At 44.6% G+C, this 18,517-nt stretch carries 13 protein-coding genes; 5 read left to right on the plus strand and 8 right to left on the minus strand.

Annotated elements, in window-relative coordinates; all coding sequences use genetic code 11:
• Nucleotides 1–175 precede the first annotated feature (175 nt).
• Nucleotides 176–2,203 carry a dipeptidyl-peptidase 3 family protein gene (locus C900_RS13180; RefSeq protein ID WP_040496748.1) on the minus strand — a complete coding sequence of 676 codons (2,028 nt, stop codon included), beginning with the start codon at nt 2,201–2,203 and terminating at the stop codon, nt 176–178.
• Nucleotides 2,204–2,343: 140 nt separating this feature from the next.
• Here C900_RS13180 and C900_RS13185 point away from each other — a divergent pair, with 140 nt between their 5' ends.
• On the plus strand, nt 2,344–2,799 hold the full coding sequence (locus C900_RS13185) for a DinB family protein (RefSeq protein ID WP_009580447.1): 456 nt from the start codon (nt 2,344–2,346) through the stop codon (nt 2,797–2,799).
• 65 nt (nt 2,800–2,864) lie between these two features.
• Here C900_RS13185 and C900_RS13190 read toward each other — a convergent pair whose 3' ends face one another.
• The 4 genes from C900_RS13190 to C900_RS13205 form a co-directional block, all read right to left on the minus strand.
• Entirely contained in the window at nt 2,865–3,998 is a 1,134-nt protein-coding gene (locus tag C900_RS13190; protein WP_009580448.1) for an efflux RND transporter periplasmic adaptor subunit, read from the minus strand.
• A gap of 9 nt (nt 3,999–4,007) precedes the next feature.
• Nucleotides 4,008–8,336: a CusA/CzcA family heavy metal efflux RND transporter gene (locus C900_RS13195; protein ID WP_009580449.1), complete on the minus strand. Its 4,329-nt coding sequence runs from the start codon at nt 8,334–8,336 to the stop codon at nt 4,008–4,010.
• Nucleotides 8,337–8,606: 270 nt separating this feature from the next.
• Nucleotides 8,607–9,965 (minus strand): sensor histidine kinase, encoded by a 1,359-nt coding sequence (locus tag C900_RS13200; RefSeq protein WP_009580450.1) that lies wholly within the window; start codon nt 9,963–9,965, stop codon nt 8,607–8,609.
• Nucleotides 9,962–10,630, minus strand: coding sequence for a response regulator transcription factor (locus C900_RS13205; RefSeq protein ID WP_009580451.1), 669 nt, complete (start codon nt 10,628–10,630; stop codon nt 9,962–9,964). Before C900_RS13205 ends, C900_RS13200 begins: the two co-directional genes overlap by 4 nt.
• 559 nt (nt 10,631–11,189) lie before the next feature.
• Between C900_RS13205 and C900_RS13210 the strand changes: the two genes are divergently transcribed.
• Both C900_RS13210 and C900_RS13215 read left to right on the plus strand, forming a co-directional pair.
• Entirely contained in the window at nt 11,190–12,497 is a 1,308-nt protein-coding gene (locus C900_RS13210; protein WP_009580452.1) for an ABC transporter substrate-binding protein, read from the plus strand.
• Between the two features lie 173 nt (nt 12,498–12,670).
• On the plus strand, nt 12,671–13,522 hold the full coding sequence (locus C900_RS13215; RefSeq protein ID WP_009580453.1) for an NmrA family NAD(P)-binding protein: 852 nt from the start codon (nt 12,671–12,673) through the stop codon (nt 13,520–13,522).
• A gap of 144 nt (nt 13,523–13,666) precedes the next feature.
• Here C900_RS13215 and C900_RS13220 read toward each other — a convergent pair whose 3' ends face one another.
• Both C900_RS13220 and C900_RS28445 read right to left on the minus strand, forming a co-directional pair.
• Nucleotides 13,667–14,578 (minus strand): sterol desaturase family protein, encoded by a 912-nt coding sequence (locus C900_RS13220; RefSeq protein WP_009580454.1) that lies wholly within the window; start codon nt 14,576–14,578, stop codon nt 13,667–13,669.
• A gap of 117 nt (nt 14,579–14,695) precedes the next feature.
• The gene (locus tag C900_RS28445) at nt 14,696–15,127 is read right to left on the minus strand and encodes a rhodanese-like domain-containing protein (protein ID WP_051052841.1); all 432 of its coding nucleotides are present in this window, start codon (nt 15,125–15,127) and stop codon (nt 14,696–14,698) included.
• Nucleotides 15,128–15,323: 196 nt separating this feature from the next.
• Here C900_RS28445 and C900_RS13230 point away from each other — a divergent pair, with 196 nt between their 5' ends.
• Complete coding sequence (locus C900_RS13230) at nt 15,324–15,713, plus strand: DUF302 domain-containing protein (RefSeq protein WP_009580456.1); 390 nt, start codon at nt 15,324–15,326, stop codon at nt 15,711–15,713.
• 69 nt (nt 15,714–15,782) lie between these two features.
• Entirely contained in the window at nt 15,783–16,883 is a 1,101-nt protein-coding gene (locus C900_RS13235) for a glycoside hydrolase family 130 protein (RefSeq protein WP_009580457.1), read from the plus strand.
• 8 nt (nt 16,884–16,891) lie between these two features.
• Here the strand turns inward: C900_RS13235 and C900_RS13240 are convergent, their stop codons facing one another.
• A complete protein-coding gene (locus C900_RS13240; protein ID WP_009580458.1) occupies nt 16,892–18,277 on the minus strand; it encodes an MATE family efflux transporter in 1,386 nt (461 codons plus the stop codon).
• Between the last annotated feature and the right edge of the window lie 240 nt (nt 18,278–18,517).

The raw sequence follows: 18,517 nt of genomic DNA on the forward strand, positions 1-18,517 counted from the left end.
AGGCTTGTGAAGTTCCGAAAAGCGGAGCGTACTGAGGTACGAGAGCATTTTTGGAACGAGCGTAACGCGGAGATTGACGTTTCTTAAAGGCACTACGTAAGTTTTTTTTAAGGCAGCATGGGACAAAAAGAACAAAGCTTGGTATGGCTAAGTATGCCTAACTCAACACTAGCTATTATTCCACGGGCAGATTGGAATAATTTTCAGCGTAAAATAGCATCTGTTCTGTAAAATCCTTAGGGTATTCTACTTTCACATCGGTTATATTCCCCGACTCGTCTGTCACTGGCACCAGCACAGGGTTAATAAACCCTCCATAAGGAGCGGTTTTCAGCTTTTCAGCCCTTTGGAGTACTTCCTTATGAAGCTCCTGGTCTACCTGTACGCCATAGTTCTCTATCAGGTTTTTACCCGCTTCATAATCTCCTTCTGATTTAATTCGCTGTATCTCTTTTAACAACTCTCCGAAAAGTGTCCTCAGCTTTTCATAATCATTGACCACAAAATAGGTTTTTCCATCTTTGGTCTTTTTCTCAATCACATTGTCCTCTTTTCCTTTCTCATACGCCCACTGGGCTATCATCTGACGGTTGCGCATATGTGCTTCTTCTATCACCTCGCCTGGCTGAAGCCTTCTTAGCTGTAGCATTAATCCGTTTTTTATATAGCTGTCATACTCTTCCTTCCCTACTTCCAGGCTGGGGATCAATCCCAGTTCCACTAACTTTGGATCCATGAGGTAGTATAAGGCTATAAGATCAGCACGGCCTTCTTCCAGGGCTGAGGCATAGCTTTTTAGGGTTTCCTTAGGCGTTCCCACGCCTTCATTAAGCTTTCCTGAGGCATGTCCAATTACCTCATGCAGTGCAGTGTGCAGCTTGTCACCTAATTCGGAATATTCTTTCGCCCGTTTTATTTCTTCCTCGCTATATGAAAACTCCTCAAGCATACCAGTACCGGAAGCACCGTCATAGGCAGACACAATATTGCCCAGGCTGACAGATTTCGAACCATGCTGCGCCCTGATCCAGTCGGAGTTGGGCAGGTTCACTCCAATAGGCGTAGATGGAGAGGCATCACCGGCTTCACCTGCTACATTTACCACTTTGTAGGTAATGCCTACTACATTTTCTTTCTTGTTTTCATCCAGAATGGGGGCATTGTCTTCAAACCATTGTGCATTGGCAGAGAGGGTAGCCATTCTTTCCGAGGCTTCAAAATCCTTGATCTCTATAATAGACTCGTAGGATCCACGGTATCCCATGGGGTCATTATATACTTCTATGAACCCATTAATATAGTCAATATCACCTTCCGTAGCGTTGACCCAGGCTATGTTGTATTCATCCCATGTTTTGAGATCTCCGGTTTTGTAATATTCGATCAGCAACTCAAGCGCTTTCTTTTGTGGTTCATTTTCAGCCACAGTAGTAGCCTTTTCGAGCCAGTACGTGATTTTTTCTATGGCTGGGCCATACAGACCGTCAATTTTATAAACCTGCTCTTTGAGCTCACCATTTTCTTTGACCATCCTGGAGTTAAGGCCGTACCATACCGGAGTGGGATCTTTGGTATCTACTTTAGTGGCATAGAAAGCATCCACTTCTTCCTCGGTGATGTCCGGAGCATAGAAATTAACTGCGGAGCCTTTCAGCAAGCCCTTGGTAGGGTCCAGATTTACTTTTTTGTTATCTGTGTCGGGATTGAACAGCACTTCAACAACAGACTTGTCAAGTTCTGTAGACGTAGCCGACATCAGCTCATTGAAATATTCCCTGGAAAAGTCAGGCATGATCTTGTTGTTGGAATAGTGGTGGTGGATACCATTGGAAAACCATATCCTTTTCACATAGGTCATGAAATTTTTCCAGTCATCGGTTTCTTTATCACCGCTATAGTTCTTCACAATATTTTCCAGGGCATGTCTGATCTTGAGATTATGCCTGTAGTTTTGGTCCCACATGATATCACGACCTGCCAGACCGGCTTGTGTAAGGTAGTAGACCAACGTTTTTTGTTGTGTTGTTAACTTATCAAAATCAGGGATTTGATAGCGAATGATCTTTAGATCTGCGAATTGTTCAGCCAGGTATTCGAATGATTCTTTTTCCGGAGCCTCAGACTGTTGTGGTGCAGGTTCGCTACAACTCAGCAGTGCCACTGTAAGCAGGAGTAACCATGCAGTTGGTTTTAGGAGTTTCATATTTGTTTAGGTTTTTTTTAATGAATAATGGCGGACAATATACAAGAGTGAAGGGAATATAGCAAAGATGAGAATCCTTAAGGGGCACGCCCATTACCAATGTTGATAACTTGTGGAGTTTCTCTTGCGTTTTACTAAGTATGAAAACTAAGACAGAAATACTTATTGAGTTGTGGATAGAGGCCCGGACCAGGTTTACTAATCAGTTGAGTAGTTTGAGTGAAGCTGATTTAAAAAAGAAGCTGGAAGGTGTGCCCAATAGTGTTGGTTTTTTAATTCGCCATATCGGTGATGTGGAACTGCTTTTTGCCAAAAATGTATTTGGCGGTAGAGATATCAAGGTACAGGCAAAGACGGTCGTGGCTCAAAAGGATACGGGTGAATGGACCAACCTGCAGGAGTTAAAGGAGTATGTGACTCACTCTTTTGGGCGGCTCCGGGATATTGTTGAACGACAAACAGATGACGACTGGCAAGTGGTCATCTCAACCCGGGAATTTGGCACCAAAACAAAAGCTGAAGCTTTTGGCAGAATTATATCTCACACAACCTATCATGCCGGGCAGATGGCCATCGTCAACAAATACGGGAATTAAACGGGTCTTAAAAATGAACTGTGATTCAACGGCTGGTATAGCCGTAGCAGGGCAATACCTGCTAACTACTCCAGCACCAGATTAAATGCTCCTTTCGTTAGAAACTCAGTTCCTTTCCTAAAGTCTGAGGCATTAAGGATCTCGGTATAGGCATTGTCACTTGTGCCCACCATTACTTCCCTCTTTTCCAACATAAGGGCTTCATCCTGCACGCCTCGTTTTACCAATACATAATAGTTGTTTTCAACATTTACCACTGCTTCTGCCGGCAGGGACGGGGCTGAATGAACAGATGTCTGGATTTCACCTTCTATGTACATACCCGGAGCAAATGCGTGTATCCGGCTTTCATCCCTAAGATGTCCGTGTATGGCAACAGTTCGCTTTTCAGGATCGACGGATTTTCCGATCAGGTACACGGTGGCATCAAACTCCTCATCAGTGTTTTGAATGCGGAATTTGATGGCTTGTCCTTCCCGAATGGCTAACAGATCTTTTTCAAATATATTCAACTCCAGGTGCAAATGATCTGTGTTGGTAATGGTCACCGCAATGTCAGAAGGAGTGAGGAACATCCCTTTAATGGCATTCACAGACGTAACAAAACCGGAGATAGGTGAGGTTACGGTGATGGAAGAAAGGATATTATTCCCGCTTACACGGTCGGGCGAAATATTCATCATAACCAGTTTCTTTCTCAGTGACTGATGAGTAGCCAAAATAACCTCGTAATCCGCCTCAGCTTTCAAAAAACTCTTTTGACTGGTCACTTTGTCGCTGGCCAGTGCCTTTTGGCGTTCATAGTCAGCCTTCAGATACTTCAGTTGTCCCTTGGATTCCAGGTACTCACGTTGAATTTGTACATATTCCGGGTTTTCCAGGGTGAACAGCACCTGCCCTTTTTTGACCAACTGCCCCGGGAGTAGCTTAATTTCCTTGATATAACCACTAAAGTAAGCGCTGACAGAAGCCTTGTTCTCAGGAGGGACGTCAATCATCCCGTTGGCAATAACGGAACGATGAAAATTATGCACCGTTAGCGTGTCCAGCGCCATATTTGAGGAGGTGAACTGAGAAGTAGTAACACTAATGATATTTGTATCACCTTCTTCGGGAGTTACACCAGGCGCTTTATCATTGCATGACCACAAGCTGATGACTCCTATGGCAAGCAGTCTGTTTAACTTAATATTTTTCATGTCAGTCGATTAATAAAGTAAATAATTGGCTTCCAGAACGGTTGTATTATACTTTAAAAGATTATCGAGGTAGTTTATCTCTATATCTTTAGCGCTTTCCAATAGCTGGATATATTGCAAAAAGTCAATCTCACCGTTTTGGAAAGCTTTAGTTGCATTTTGGACCAGCTCTTTGGCCAGATTTATTCCGATGCCATTGTAGTATTCCAGTGCTTTCCCATATTTATTCATATCGGATAGTAGCGACTGGTATTTAGCATCTAATTGGATCTTATAATTTTCGGACTCGCTATCCCTGATACTGACCTCTGTGCTTGCTGCTCTGATTCTGGCTTTATGACCGCCGAAGAACAGCGGTATGGCTACACCTACCTGAAACCCGGAGTACCGCCTGGCGTCAATGCCACTATTGGTCCCCTGGAAAGCTTCCAGCCTTAAATCTGGCAGGAGTTGCTGTTTCTCCAAAGCAAGGTTGCTTTTCGAAAGTTGCCGTGCTTCCTGGAAATATCTTAACCCAGGATGGATAAGTGTATCAATTTCCAAAGTAAGGCGCGACATGGTAGTCTCCGAAATGTAGTATGCCGAGTCCGTCTGCATCCATTGGTGAAGCAGGATATATGATTTTCTAATACCTTCCTGCCCTTGTTGAAGTAGCAGCGCCATTTCCCGTTGCTTGGTTTCTGCTGTCAGCTTTTCAAGGTAGTTTGTTTCACCAAGCTCAAACCTGCGGTTGGCGGCAAATGCAAAATGACTATACAGGCTGTCCAGGTACTGATAGTTGCTGACCAGGCTTTGCCAGTACATCACCTGATAACAGGCTTTTGATACCTCTTTAGTCACTTGCAGTTCATCCAGCAGGTACTGTTGCTGTGCCATAGCGATCCTGTTTTTTTGCACTTTTTTTCGGGTGTTGTAGACGGTTGGAAACTGTAGTGACTGGCTAACACCCCAAACCTTTAATGGCAGACCATTTTTGGCAAAGTTGTTCTCATCGTAAGCGTAATAAACCTCTGTCTTGGCGGGGTCAAATGCTGTGCCCGCCAGTTGTTGATACTGATCTATGCGCTCTGCGGATGCGCGTAGGCCTTTATTGTTTTTTAAAGCGATATGAACGGCCTCATTAACAGTGATCGGTTGCGTTTGTGCATAGGAAGTAAAAGGCAATGCTGTCAGTAAAGCGACCACTACTACAGCCGGGTGAAGTTTTCTATTTTCAGGAAGGTACTCTTTCTTATCAAAAATCGCATAAAGCACCGGTAGCACAATCAAGGTAAGTGCTGTGGCTGTGATGAGCCCACCCACTACAACTGTGGCCAGCGGACGCTGTACTTCAGCCCCGGCCGAATTTGAAATCGCCATGGGCAGAAAGCCCAGGGCGGCAGCCGAGGCGGTAAGTAAAACAGGACGTAGTCGTTGTCGTGTACCGGTGATGATCCGCCTGTTGATATCTATTATACCTTGAGCCTTCAACTCCTTAAAATGTTCTATAAGAACTATGCCATTGAGTACGGCTATTCCGAAAAGCGCTATGAACCCGACACCTGCTGAAATACTGAAAGGCAGGCCCCGCAGGTATAGCAACAACACGCCACCAACCGCTGACAAGGGAATGGCACTGTAGATCATCAAAGCCTCTTTTACCGAGTCGAAGGCAAAGTACAACAACACAAAGATCAGTACCAGGGCAATCGGGACCGCTATCATCAGCCTGTCACGGGCAGTACGCAGGTTTTCAAACTGGCCACCGTAGGCTACAGTATATCCGATGGGGAGAGTGATCTCGCGATCGATGATATTGCTGACATCAGTTACCACGGATTCAAGATCACGGTTACGTACGTTTACACCAATAACAATCCTACGTTTCGTATTGTCACGGGATATTTTTGCAGGTCCTTTCGTATAGCCGATGGTTGCGAATTCACTCAAGGGTAAGTGGCTGCCATCCGGTAATTGTATTGAAGCCCTTTCTATGTTTTTGATATTCTGACGGTGTTGTTGGGCAAATCGGGCGACCAGGTCGAATTGCTTTTCTCCTTCAAATACTGTTCCGGCTGGTACACCAGCAAAACCCATGGTGATTACCCTGTTGAGATCTTTGATGTTGAGTCCGTATTTTGCGATCTTCTGACGGTCGTACTGCACGGACATCTGGGGCAGGCCCGCCACTTTTTCCACGGTGATGTCCGCTGCGCCTTCTACGTGTTGAATAGCTTTTTGGACCTCCAAAGCTTTCTTGTACAGCACATCAAGATCCTCGCCAAATATCTTGATGGCAAGATCCGCCCGTACACCGGTAATGAGTTCATTGAAGCGCATTTCAATAGGCTGGGTAAACTCATAATCAATACCCGGGATCTCTGATAAAGCTTCCTTAAACTGGTCCGCCAGCTCATCTTTGCTGTTAGCAGATACCCATTCACTTCGCGGTTTCAACTTAATGATCACGTCACTCTCTTCCATTGACATCGGATCCGTAGGCACTTCAGCCGCTCCGATTCGACTTACCACCTGATCTACTTCCGGAAAAGTTTTGAGGATCTTTTCCATACGAGTGGTCATTTCGATGGTTTTGCTCAATGAGGTGCCTGTTTTTAAGACAGGTTGGATCACAAAGTCGCCTTCATCAAGGGTAGGAACAAATTCGCCACCCATTTTGGAAAATATCAGCGCCACAACGATTAACAGGCTGATGGCGAGACTTAGTACCATCCCCTTTTTACGTAATGCCCAGGTAATGGCAGGCTCATATTTCCTTTCCAGGAATGAAATGAGCAGAGAGGAAACAGTTTTTCTCTCAGGATCCGAAGGCTTAATAAAAAGAGAGGCCATTACCGGGACATAGGTAAAACACAAGATCATAGCGCCGGTAAGAGCGAAAGTGAAAACCAGCGCCATAGGCTTGAACATTTTTCCTTCGACATTAACAAGAGACAGGATGGGTATAAAGACTATGATGATAATGAGCTGCCCGAAAACAGCAGAGTGCATCATTTTAGTCGCTCCCTGATAAGTGATTTTATCAATAAATGTCTGTTTTTCATATGACGGCAGCGAAAGCAACTTGCTCCTTTCACTAGTGATCTTAAAAGCAATGAATTCTACAATGATCACAGCTCCGTCAATGATGATACCAAAGTCAATAGCACCAAGGCTCATCAGGTTGGCATCAACACCAAAAATATACATCAGGGATAGGGCGAAAAATAAGCTTAGTGGAATGACTGATGCCACTACCAGACCGGATCTGATGTTGCCCAGTAGCAGTACCACAACAAATATTACTATCAAGCAGCCCAGGACGAGGTTTTCTGCTATTGTGAAGGTTGTCTTTCTTATTAGTTCGCTGCGCTCCAGGAACGGGTTGATCACGATTCCCGGTGGGAGGGAGGATTGCATTTCGTCAACCCTGGCTTTTACGGCTTCAATGACCGCCTTAGAATTAGCGTCTTTGAGCATCATAACTTGTCCAAGCACCTTCTCGCCTTCTCCATTACCGGTGATCGCTCCAAACCGGGTGGCATGACCAAAACGCACAGTTGCAACGTCTTTTATGAAAACAGGTACACCATTCCGGTTGGCTAGCACGATATTTTCAATGTCTTCCAGCGATTTGACAAGCCCTTCTCCCCGGATGAAGTAGCTCTCATTGAGTTTTTCAATATATCCGCCTCCGGCAACACTATTATTTTGTTCAAGTGCCTGGTAAACTTCCGAAATGGAAAGTTTCATGGCACGCAGCCGCTCAGGGCTCAGTGATACTTCATATTGCTTCAGGTATCCGCCCCAGGTGTTGACTTCTACCACGCCCGGTATCCCTGCCAGTTGGCGCTTCACCACCCAATCCTGGATTGTGCGGAGGTCGGTGATGGAGTATTTGTCTTCGTAGCCCGGCTTCACATCGATTATGTACTGATAGATTTCGCCAAGTCCTGTACTGATGGGCCCCATAAACGGTTGCCCAAAACCGGCTGGTATTTTTTCTTCTGCATTTTTGATCTTTTCGGCAATCAACTGGCGGGGCAGGTAGGTACCCATGTCGTCATCGAAAACAACTGTTACCACAGATAGACCAAACTTTGAAACAGAGCGGATCTCACGGACCCCGGGTAAGTTGGCCATTTCCAGTTCTACCGGGTAGGTAAGGAACTTTTCGACATCCTGAGTAGCAAGGTTGCGGGAAGTCGTGATCACCTGCACCTGGTTGTTAGTAACGTCAGGTACTGCTCCGATAGGAATATTCATGAGCGAATAGATGCCAAACCCTATAATGACTGCGGTGAACAGAAATACGATGAGTTTGTGGTGAATGCTGTAGTTAATGATGCGCTCAAGCATTTTTTTGAAGTTTTAAATGATCAATCAAAGGTAGCTCCGGTTGCCTAAGACTTTGCTCAGCCGTTTCTTAAGATTTCCTTAAAAATATGTAGTGTGTAAGGGTGGAGCAATGAGCGTTGTTGTAGATGATGAGGTATTTAGTTGTTTTCTTTTTCAATACTAGCCATACTTTATGAAGGTAAAAATGAAGATCACAGGTGTGTCTAATAGCACAAACCAATCGGAGAGAGCATTTTTCATTCCATCTTCAGGCTTATGGTTTTTAAGTTCTCAGAACTTTACCGTCACTGTAGTACCCATATTCAACTCACTATTTACTAATACTTTGGCACCGATGGCGTCTGCTGCTTTACCGGCAATAGACAGGCCGAGGCCTGTCCCGGAAATGTGCCTGTGGTTGAGGGCATCGGAACGGAAAAAGGGATTGAACAAATGCTCAAGATCCTCTTTTTTGATACCGATACCGTTGTCTTTTACCTGGCATACGATGTGGTTATCTGCGGAGTAAATGTTAATGAGCAGTTCTGAGTTATCTTTGGAATATTTTATTGCATTGTTGATTACATTGTCAAGGATCAGGTTAGAATAATACCGGGGGACAAGAGCATCCTTAACCTGAGAGGTAAAATTTATTCTAAGCCTTTTTTGCACTATTTCTTTTGTATACCTGTCAACGATCTCGTCAATAAGAGTGACCAGTGCTATTTGTTCAGGTTTGCCGTTTTCGTCAAAGCGGGCCAGTAGTAAAAGCTGTTCGATGATGGAGGTCATACGGTCTATTTCAGACAGGCTGTACCGGACCTTTTCTTCATATTCGGCCTGAGACCGGGGTTTTCTGATCAGGATCTCCAAAGTGCCCCGTAAAGACGACAGAGGCGTTCTTAACTCATGTGAAGCATCAGATGTGAACTGCCGCTCTCTTAGCATAGCATTTTCAATACGTTGTAATAAAGCGTTGATAGAGGAGGCCATATCGTATAATTCATCCCGGTTGGCTGGCAGAGGCACACGCTCCTTCAGGTTTTTTTGAGTGATCCGTTTTGAAGTGTCCGTAATTTCCTTCACCGGGACAATACTCCTGCCTGCAAGAAAGCGCGATATAAAGAATACTCCGATCAGTACCACAGGGTAGGAGATGAGAAGGACATTTTTCAGGTCTTGAATAACAGTTTTGGAGGATTCTAACGATACGGCTGCCAGAATATATCCTTTCATGGCACCGTTCTTCTCAACGGGAAGTTGTACCTGACGAATAGCCCTGTCATTAAGTTCGGTATCGAAGTGGACACCGAAATCCGTTCTCGAAAACGGGAGCCGTTGTTCCTTCAGGTTCGGAGATTTATCCATAAGCCGACCATGCCTATCCAGCACCTGGATAAACACCGGATTGACCTCCGCCTGGCGATGTTCCCGTTCTGCCCATTCCGCTTTATTTATAAAATAGATGCTATCGCCTTTGAAAGCGATTTCTTGAGTATGTTTTTGAGCTTCAATAGACAGGTCATTGTCCAGGTTTTGATATACGGTGCCCTTGACAATGAAGAAAACAATACCAAAGACAAAAGCGATGATAATTGCCGTAGCTATCATGTAATACAGTGCAATACGGTTTTTAAAAGTAGATTTCATATTTCTTTGGCGATATAACCCACTCCTCTAACGGTTTGAATATAGTTCTTGTCTTCGCTGAGATGCAGCTTCCTTCTCAATGCATTAATGTACACATCAATGACCCCGGTGTTGTATTCGAAGTGGATATCCCACACACTTTCAATGATCCGGGTCCTGCGACATACTCTGCCTTTGTTCCTCATCAGGTACTCCAGCAGGGCAAACTCTTTCTGTGTCAGTTGTATTTCTTCTCCATTTTTGAGCACCTGGTGCGTGCTCGTATCCAGAATAATGGGACCGAGGGTAAATTTAGAATGTTCACCCGATTTTGGTCTTAGCTGTACCCGGATGCGCTCCAGCAACTCTTCGAAATGAAAGGGTTTTTTAATGTAGTCGTTGGCACCGGTCTGAAGGCCGAAAACCGTCTCCTGCACGGTGTCTTTGGCTGTGAGAAGGATGATAGGAACATTAGGATGTTCCTTTCTGAACTGTCGGCAGATCTCAATACCACTGATCCCCGGTACCATCCAGTCGAGCAGTAGTAGATCATAATTGCCGGAGAGGGCGAGCTGCAGGCCATGAGTGCCTTCTTCTGCCACATCCACAGCGAAAGATTCTTCCTCCAGACCCTGCCTGAGGAAATTCGCTATGCCGGGTTCGTCTTCTACGATCAGGATTCTCATAATACAAATATCTTCTCTTATAAGTTAAGTTCTTTTTAGCGGTTTCTTAAAATTTGCTTAAAATTCTTTAATCCTAAATTGGATGCAAAAAGCTCCTGCCCAAGGTATCTTACTATGGTCTCAGGAAGATAGCGACAGCATCATGTATTTTAACCCTCTAAAACAAGTTTACAGGCACCATAGCGGGAGATTCTGGATACGTAACTGTGTGGCTCTATAAAATTTCAAAATGATGTAGTAAAAAAATGGTTATTCAACTACGGTCATGACGTTGCCATGGGGTAGATTTATCTTAGTCAAAAGCCATAAACTATAAGAAATATGAATCTCATTTAGGAGTATCAGGATAAGTTGGTTCAAATATCATCAAGGAATAGCATACCAGACAAATGGTATGTTCTCATATTGAAGTATAACTTCAGATTATTCAATTTGAAAACTAAAAAAGTAAAATGTACTGTTCTAGAAAATGAAGTTCTACATTGTCGTTCAGATTTTGTATCTTACAAATTTGTTGGCGCGGGTAATTTAAATTCTTGACTTAAAAATTTACTGGGAAATGAGAAGGCTATTTATTATTACACTTTTTATATGTTCGAATCTCTATTCTCAGGATAACGAAATATCAGATCTTGATATTCGTGAGCTTGCGGCTGTAGATGTTGAGAAATCTAGCATGCCCATACAAGTGGATAGTACAGTTGCTTTTTCAGGTAAAACTATTAATCTGGGGCTAATAATGCCTTTTTCATCTGACCCTGAATATACACAGGAGTTGCAGCAAGGAGCCCAAATGGCTATCGATGAAATCAATGATTCAGGAGGGATATTAGGGAAGAAACTCTATCTGATTTCGGCTGATGACGGAGGTGATGGGAATTTTGCTGTGGAAAAGGCAAAAGAGCTTATTGTGAAGTACCAGGTAACCAGTTTGATTGGGCCAATGAGCTCTACAAATACCATAAAAATAGCACGCGAGGTCTTACATGAGTATCCTGCAGTATTAATTTCGCCTAACTCCACCTCTACTCGGGTGTCGAAGCTGGATGATAAAGATCTCATATTCAGAACAACGTCTACCGATATCCGGCAGGGAAAAATAGCAGCTTCTTTTGCTGCCAACAAATTAGGTCTTAAAACAGCAGCGCTTTTTTATATGGATGATTACCATGGCGAAGGTCTTGCCAATGAGTTTAGAAATAATTTCGAAAAATACGGAGGTAAAATAGTTGGTGAGGACCGGCTTAGTCCGCTTGTTAATCCCGATAATTATGATCTGATTCCGCATCTAAGAAAAGTTCTGAAAGAGAAACCGGATGTATTATACGTAGTCTGTAGCGTTGATGGAATTTCAAATATGTCTTATCAGATTGAAGAAGGCGGACTTTTTAAGGATCATAAACCGGTGCTCATTGGCTCAGATGCCATCAAGTATAGCCAACTGTTGGAAAAAGCAGATCTGACTGTGATAGAGGGTATGTATGGCACTGCCTTTAAAAGTTTGGCAGGTACGGAATTTGAAAGGAAATTCGAAAAGTGGTATGGCCGGAAACCCGTAGCAGAGGGAACTGCTGACGCATATGACATCGTCTACCTATTGACATTAGCGATGCTTGACGGACAATCAACAGTGCCGAATACAATAGCTACTCATTTACGTAAAGTATCGCAATCGGGTCAAAAGGTCACTGCTGACGATTTTAAGGAAATTGAAAAACTGATCAGAAAAGGAAAGGATATTAACTACAGTGGTATAAATAGTTCCCTTGACTTTGACGAGTTTGGAGATGTGCCTGACCGAACATATTGGATATGGCAGATTGTAAATGGCAAATTCGAAAGAGATCTATTTACTATTACGGAGTGACATTTTGTTGATTTAAAATATTGAGCTTTGCCCCGTCAGTTCAAGGGTGCTAAATACTTTCTCCATCACCCCCACTAGAATTTTAGAATACGTGTAAAAATTTTTATTCAGCTACTGACATAGTGTTGTCATTTGGTGCATCTATCTTGGGTGAAACCAAAAAACGACAGAATATGAACATCATTTTAGGAGCATCAGGACAAGTTGGTTCAAATATCGTTAAAGAATTAATAAGCCATAACTTACCCGTTAGGGCAGTTATACGAAGTCGGAATCCGGGTTTTGATAGCCAGGTGGAAATTAGAACGGCAGACCTTTTTAACCCGGAGCAGTTAACAGATGCTCTGGAAGGGGGTAATACGGTATTTCTGCTGACACCAGAAGATCCGGCTTCCAACGACATTATTGGAGAAACACAGCAGATCATCAATAATTATAAGCAAGCCATTCATGCAAATGGTATTAAGAGAGTTGTCGGATTATCGTGTATAGGCGCTCATGTCGAAGCAAACACAGGGAATGTTCTCATGTCGAGAATGCTTGAGCAGGGATTTGCTGATCTGGATATCGAGAAAATATTTATTCGTCCATCTTACTACTTCAGTAATTGGCTGGGTTTTTTAGAGACTGTTGAACAATACGGTGTTTTGCCTACTTTTTTCCCGGAAGACCTGGAAGTTGATATGAATTCACCCATTGATGTGGCTACATTCATAGCAAAAGTAATCGCCCACAAATCTCGATCCAGTGACGTTTTTGAACTTGTGGGACCGCAAAAATATAGCTCTCGCCAGGTAGCTGAAACATTTTCAAAGCTATTGGATAAGCATGTGGAGCTACAGCCTGTTCCAAAAGAAAAGTGGAATGAAACGCTTGCCTCTGCGGGATTCACAGCCAGCACAACAGCCAATCTAGTGGATATGACACAAGCAGTGATTGACGATATTGTGGTGCCTGAAAACCCGGATGCTGTTTGTTTACCAACGACCTTATACCAGTACCTAAAAGAAAAATTAGAAAAATAGCCTGAGTGACGCCAGGCCTCTACAACTTGGCTAGAGGCTTGGCTGAAGTATTTACCGTGAGCCCACCCAATGAGGGTAGAGCAGTTTTGAGCGCTTACAGCATCGAGCTTATTCACCCGTCTTCCGTTAGGTGCCAACTACCGACTACTGTTTTTTCCTAACTGCTCTTGTCGGAACTCCAGCCTTTCTCCTCTTCACCAATCCATGCAAATTCTGCCCCACAAACCCCTTTGGAAACTGCTCCACACCAGGAAATCCCAGCCGGATATCCCGTCCCTCGTAGGGAATATAGCTGGTGCGGAACAGGTAGTCCCAAATACTCAGTGTAAGGCCGAAATTGACACCCATCTGCTTGTCTTTGGGTAGGTCATAGGCATGGTGCCAGATGTGCATCTGTGGGTTGTTAAAGATGTACTTTAATGGTCCCAGGTTCAATCTGAAATTGGAGTGGTTAAAATGCCCTACTGCCAGTGTGAAGATGTGAATGATAAAGAAGTCCCTCAAACCGATGCCGATGAGGGCCAGCGGAATGTATTCTATCGAACGGTAGACCACGTTTTCCATCCAGTGGAAGCGCAGGTGCGCGGCAAAGCCCATCTGTTCTACGGAGTGATGTACTTTGTGGAACTCCCAAAGTGCAGGCACGCGATGTAGCAACCGGTGTATCCACCACTGTACAAAATCGCGAACTACAAAACCCAGCAGCAGGTGAGCCCATAGCGGCCAGCTCATCACCTCAAAGGCGACCAGGTTAGTAATACCGATGGAGGCCAGTGTATCATTAAAAAACTGCACCACCACATTGGAGGCTGCATTGTAGATAATCAATGAGAACAAAAAGAAATTGAAGAACATGTAGAATACGTCCAGCCAGAAATCCTTTCTAAACGGAGGCTGGTCTTTCCTCCATGGCCTGAGCCATTCCACCCCAAAAAACACCAGAGACACACCAATAAGCCAGTAAAAATAGTTATGCCAGGAAGGCGAGGTGATCTCCTGCCACAGATAGTTGGCATAGCCCGAATACGAATCGATGATAAGTTGGTAATAATTCATGTCTGTTTTTAGTCTTGAGTCTTGAGTCCTGAGATAGTCATTTGCCTCGTAGTCTTCTCTGCTAAGTACTCACGACTCATTACGACCTTTTGTTTGCCTATTGCTTCTGCCAACTGCCTACTTAACACTCCTGCCACTTCTTTTCCAGTCGGTAATACCACCTGCGAGGTCTATTACCCAGGTGAACCCTTGCTCTTGCAAAACTTTGGCGGCCGCAGCACTTCTGCCACCGACTGCACAGTAAATAAACACAGGTTCATCTTTTTTAAGTTCAGCCACCTTATTCTTGAAATCAGGATCGTAGTAGTCGATGTTGCGTGCATTTTCCAGGCAGCCACCGGCATACTCCTCGGGAGTCCGCACATCGAGCAACTGAACGGCCTCACCATGTCGCAGTATCATTTTTTCAAATTTATCACTGCTCACCCGCTCAATGCCGGCCGATTGTACGGCCTGTTTTTCTTCCTCTGTTGACGGATTGGTGGTTGTATTACAACCTGCCAGGGAAAGGCTGGTGGTAATCATGATCAATAGCAGAGTTCTTATCATAGTCTTTCTAATTTACGATTACTGCAAAAGTACAACAATGCCGGTGGTATATTGTAACTATTGTTACTTACCTAAACGTGTGGACTCTTTATTTTTAAGTCGACTAACATGGTGGTAGGGCCGCTATTAGAACAAGAGGAGTCCTCTGAACACTTTGGAGTTTAATAGGTTTTATACGTAAAAAAATGGAGGTTGTATGCAGTATTACAGTAGCAAAGAATTTAAAGATATCAGCTTCGAAGAAGCCATCAAAAAGGTAACGGAAGCTTTGAAAGAGGAAGGTTTCGGAGTGCTGACCGAGATTGATGTCAGGGAAACATTTAAGAAGAAGTTGGGTGTAGACTTCAAGCCTTACAGGATCCTGGGAGCCTGTAATCCGCAGTTTGCCTACAAGGCGTTGCGCGCAGAAGACAAGATAGGCACTATGCTGCCATGCAATGTTATTGTACAGCAGAAAGATGTAGATACTATTGAAGTGGCAGTGGTAGATCCTATAGCTTCTATGCAGGCTGTGGAAAACGAAGATTTGGCAGGGATTGCCGGTGAAGTAAGGGATAAATTGAAGCTGGTACTGGAGAAGGTGTAGTAAATTGAAGACTGTCAGGGTATTACAGTAATTCGGTTATATTTGTTAATGGTATAACGTTTTACTGGTATGAAAAAACTTATTACACTGGTGGTACTCGGCTGGACCCTGTCATTTCAGCATGTCCTGTCGCAGGAAAAAGATTGGATGCTGGGTCCTTTCGTAAGGACAAAAGATCAGCAGCCCATCATAGCCCCTACCACATCCACCGTTTTTAAAGATCCCATGACAGGAAAAGAAGTGCAGTGGGAGTCTATGGCCACATTTAACCCTGCTGCCGTAGTAAAAGATGGAAAAATATATGTGTTGTACCGGGCGGAAGAAAGGCTGGGTGAAAAGGAGATCGGGGGACATACCTCCAGGCTGGGTATGGCGGTAAGCGCAGACGGAGAGACCTACACCAGGGAAAAAGAACCGGTGTTTTTTCCTGATAATGATAACCAAAAGGAATTTGAATGGACGGGAGGTACTGAGGACCCGCGGATCGTGGAGACCACTGATGGTACTTTTGTGCTTACATATACGCAATGGAACAGGGAATATCCGCGCCTGGCGGTGGCCACATCCAAAGATCTGAGAAAATGGGTGAAGCATGGCCCTGTTTTCAGAAACTGGAAAAATGGGAAATACCACAATCGTGAGACGAAATCAGGTGCCATAGTTACAGAGATGAAGGATGGCAAACTGATAGCTGCCAGGATAAAGGGACGGTATTGGATGTACTTTGGTGTGCCGCACATCTGGCTGGCCAGCTCCGAGGATCTGGTTCATTGGGAACCGGTGGAAAATCACGAGGGCAATCTTGTACCGGTAATGAGTCCCCGGCCCGGATATTTTGACTCATGGTTGGTAGAAGCCGGTCCGCCTCCTGTGCTCACTGATGGCGGGATAGTAGTGCTATACAATGCTGGTAACTCAAAAGAGATTGGTGTTGAGGAGCTGGGAAATCGGATATACACTGGTGGACAGGCTTTGTTTGATGCGAATGAGCCCTGGAAGCTCCTGGACCGGACGGATAGGCCTTTCATAAAACCTGAAATGCCTTTTGAGAAGTCGGGGCAGTATGCAGACGGTACTACTTTCATAGAAGGTTTAGTATATTTTCACGACAAGTGGTACCTCTTTTATGGCACTGCCGATAGTATGGTGGGAGTAGTGTCAGGCAAGTGAAGCACCCATCATGCGATTACATTGTGATGCCTTCTTCTGATGGCCCTGACTTTCCAATAGCCCATTTTATAGTAGATAAATGCCACTGCGGCTGCCAGGAGGTTGGAAATGGGAAATGCCCACCAGATACCTTCAAACGCCAGAGGTGTTTTGTATGACATCACAAAGGCGATGGGAAAGCGAATGATCCACAGGCTGAAAATAGAGATGAGCATGGAAGCCTTGGTAAACCCGGCTCCGTTGAATACCCCGTTGAGCACTTGCTGAACTCCCAGCAAGCCAAAGCTTGGCGCCATCACTTTGATAAAAAGAGCGCCATCCTTGATCACCTTGGGGTCATTCGGAACAAAGAACGCGGTGAGTGGTTCCGCAAAGGCGAATAGCAACATACCCACTCCGGTTAGTCCGAAAAAGGCGATTTTAGTGCTGAGGTTGCCGATCTTTTCAGCCCTTTTGATCTTTGCAGCTCCGATATTCTGTCCTATCAGGGTGGTGGTAGCGATGGCAAAACCCAACGCTGGTATGATCACCAGGCTCAATAACCTGGCGCCAATGCCATAGGCAGCCACCACATCACTTCCGAAACTGGTTACCAGCATCACCATAACGGTCATCCCCGCGGCCCTTGATGATTGCTCCAGGCTGGCTGGAATGCCCAGTTCAAACAGTTTTTTAGTCCATAAAAAGTCGAATTTCATATATGACCACTTGATCCTGATCCCCATCTTTCCCCTGAAGAGGACGAAAAGTCCTGCTGCCGCTGACAGGCCTTGAGTGATAATGCTGGCTATAGCAGCACCAGCCACGCCATACCCTGGAATGGGACCATAACCGAAAATGAATAGCGGGTCGAGGATCAGGTTGAGGAATACGGTGACAAGGATGATGTACATGGGGAGCAGTACATTGCCGATTCCCCGCATCAGCGACTGAAAAACGAAGAACATGAAAAGAAATACAAAGCCCAGAGAAGAGACCTGGAAGTAAGCCACGGAATCAGCAAGGATCTCGGGCCCCGCACCTACCAGCTTCATCAAAGGTGGTGCCGCGAAGTAGCCAGTGGCAGCCAACAGGATAGAGATAAAGAAAATAACAAACACCGTTTGAGATGAGCTGAAATTTACCTGTCGCTGGTCATCCGCCCCCTTGTGGTGAGAAACGATCACCGTTCCGGCCAGAGTCAGGCCGCCTCCAAGCGACAAAATAAGGAAAAGGATTGGAAAGCTGATGCTTACTGCGGCCACAGCATTGGCCCCCAGCCTTCCGAGCCAGAAAGTGTCGATCAACTGATAGGCGGTGTGGAGGATATTGGCGAGTATGATAGGCAACGCCAGGGTAGCCAATGAATGGAAGATCTTGCCTTCTGTAAATTTTTTCTTTTTTTGAGGTGCCAATGCCAGAAAGAAAAGATGTAATTTTTTGTAAAGTTAACAGGTTCCGGACAATAAAAGTTAATTAAAATAAGCATGATGTAAAAGACCAGGAGATTCCTGCTCTCATACAATGCTATTAAAAGTTAAGGGTGTCATCCCGAGGTAACCAACAACTTTGAGTTGATTTTGAGGGTAATGACAATACACCATCATTACCATAGCAGAAACTGAGGAAACAGAGGTTGTAAACCACCCATGTCA

Origin of the sequence: Fulvivirga imtechensis AK7, from assembly GCF_000331535.1 — a bacterium.
In the GTDB taxonomy this organism is placed as follows: Bacteria; Bacteroidota; Bacteroidia; order Cytophagales; family Cyclobacteriaceae; genus Fulvivirga; species Fulvivirga imtechensis.

What these genes read in the sequence shown, in the direction of transcription:
- C900_RS13215 (WP_009580453.1), top strand. Translation starts at nt 12,671, where the DNA reads ATGAACATCATTTTAGGAGCATCAGGACAAGTTGGTTCAAATATCGTT.
- C900_RS13205 (WP_009580451.1), bottom strand. Translation starts at nt 10,630, where the DNA reads ATGAGAATCCTGATCGTAGAAGACGAACCCGGCATAGCGAATTTCCTC.
- C900_RS13195 (WP_009580449.1), bottom strand. Translation starts at nt 8,336, where the DNA reads ATGCTTGAGCGCATCATTAACTACAGCATTCACCACAAACTCATCGTA.
- C900_RS13235 (WP_009580457.1), top strand. Translation starts at nt 15,783, where the DNA reads ATGAAAAAACTTATTACACTGGTGGTACTCGGCTGGACCCTGTCATTT.
- C900_RS13190 (WP_009580448.1), bottom strand. Translation starts at nt 3,998, where the DNA reads ATGAAAAATATTAAGTTAAACAGACTGCTTGCCATAGGAGTCATCAGC.
- C900_RS13230 (WP_009580456.1), top strand. Translation starts at nt 15,324, where the DNA reads ATGCAGTATTACAGTAGCAAAGAATTTAAAGATATCAGCTTCGAAGAA.
- C900_RS13180 (WP_040496748.1), bottom strand. Translation starts at nt 2,203, where the DNA reads ATGAAACTCCTAAAACCAACTGCATGGTTACTCCTGCTTACAGTGGCA.
- C900_RS28445 (WP_051052841.1), bottom strand. Translation starts at nt 15,127, where the DNA reads ATGATAAGAACTCTGCTATTGATCATGATTACCACCAGCCTTTCCCTG.
- C900_RS13210 (WP_009580452.1), top strand. Translation starts at nt 11,190, where the DNA reads ATGAGAAGGCTATTTATTATTACACTTTTTATATGTTCGAATCTCTAT.
- C900_RS13200 (WP_009580450.1), bottom strand. Translation starts at nt 9,965, where the DNA reads ATGAAATCTACTTTTAAAAACCGTATTGCACTGTATTACATGATAGCT.
- C900_RS13185 (WP_009580447.1), top strand. Translation starts at nt 2,344, where the DNA reads ATGAAAACTAAGACAGAAATACTTATTGAGTTGTGGATAGAGGCCCGG.
- C900_RS13220 (WP_009580454.1), bottom strand. Translation starts at nt 14,578, where the DNA reads ATGAATTATTACCAACTTATCATCGATTCGTATTCGGGCTATGCCAAC.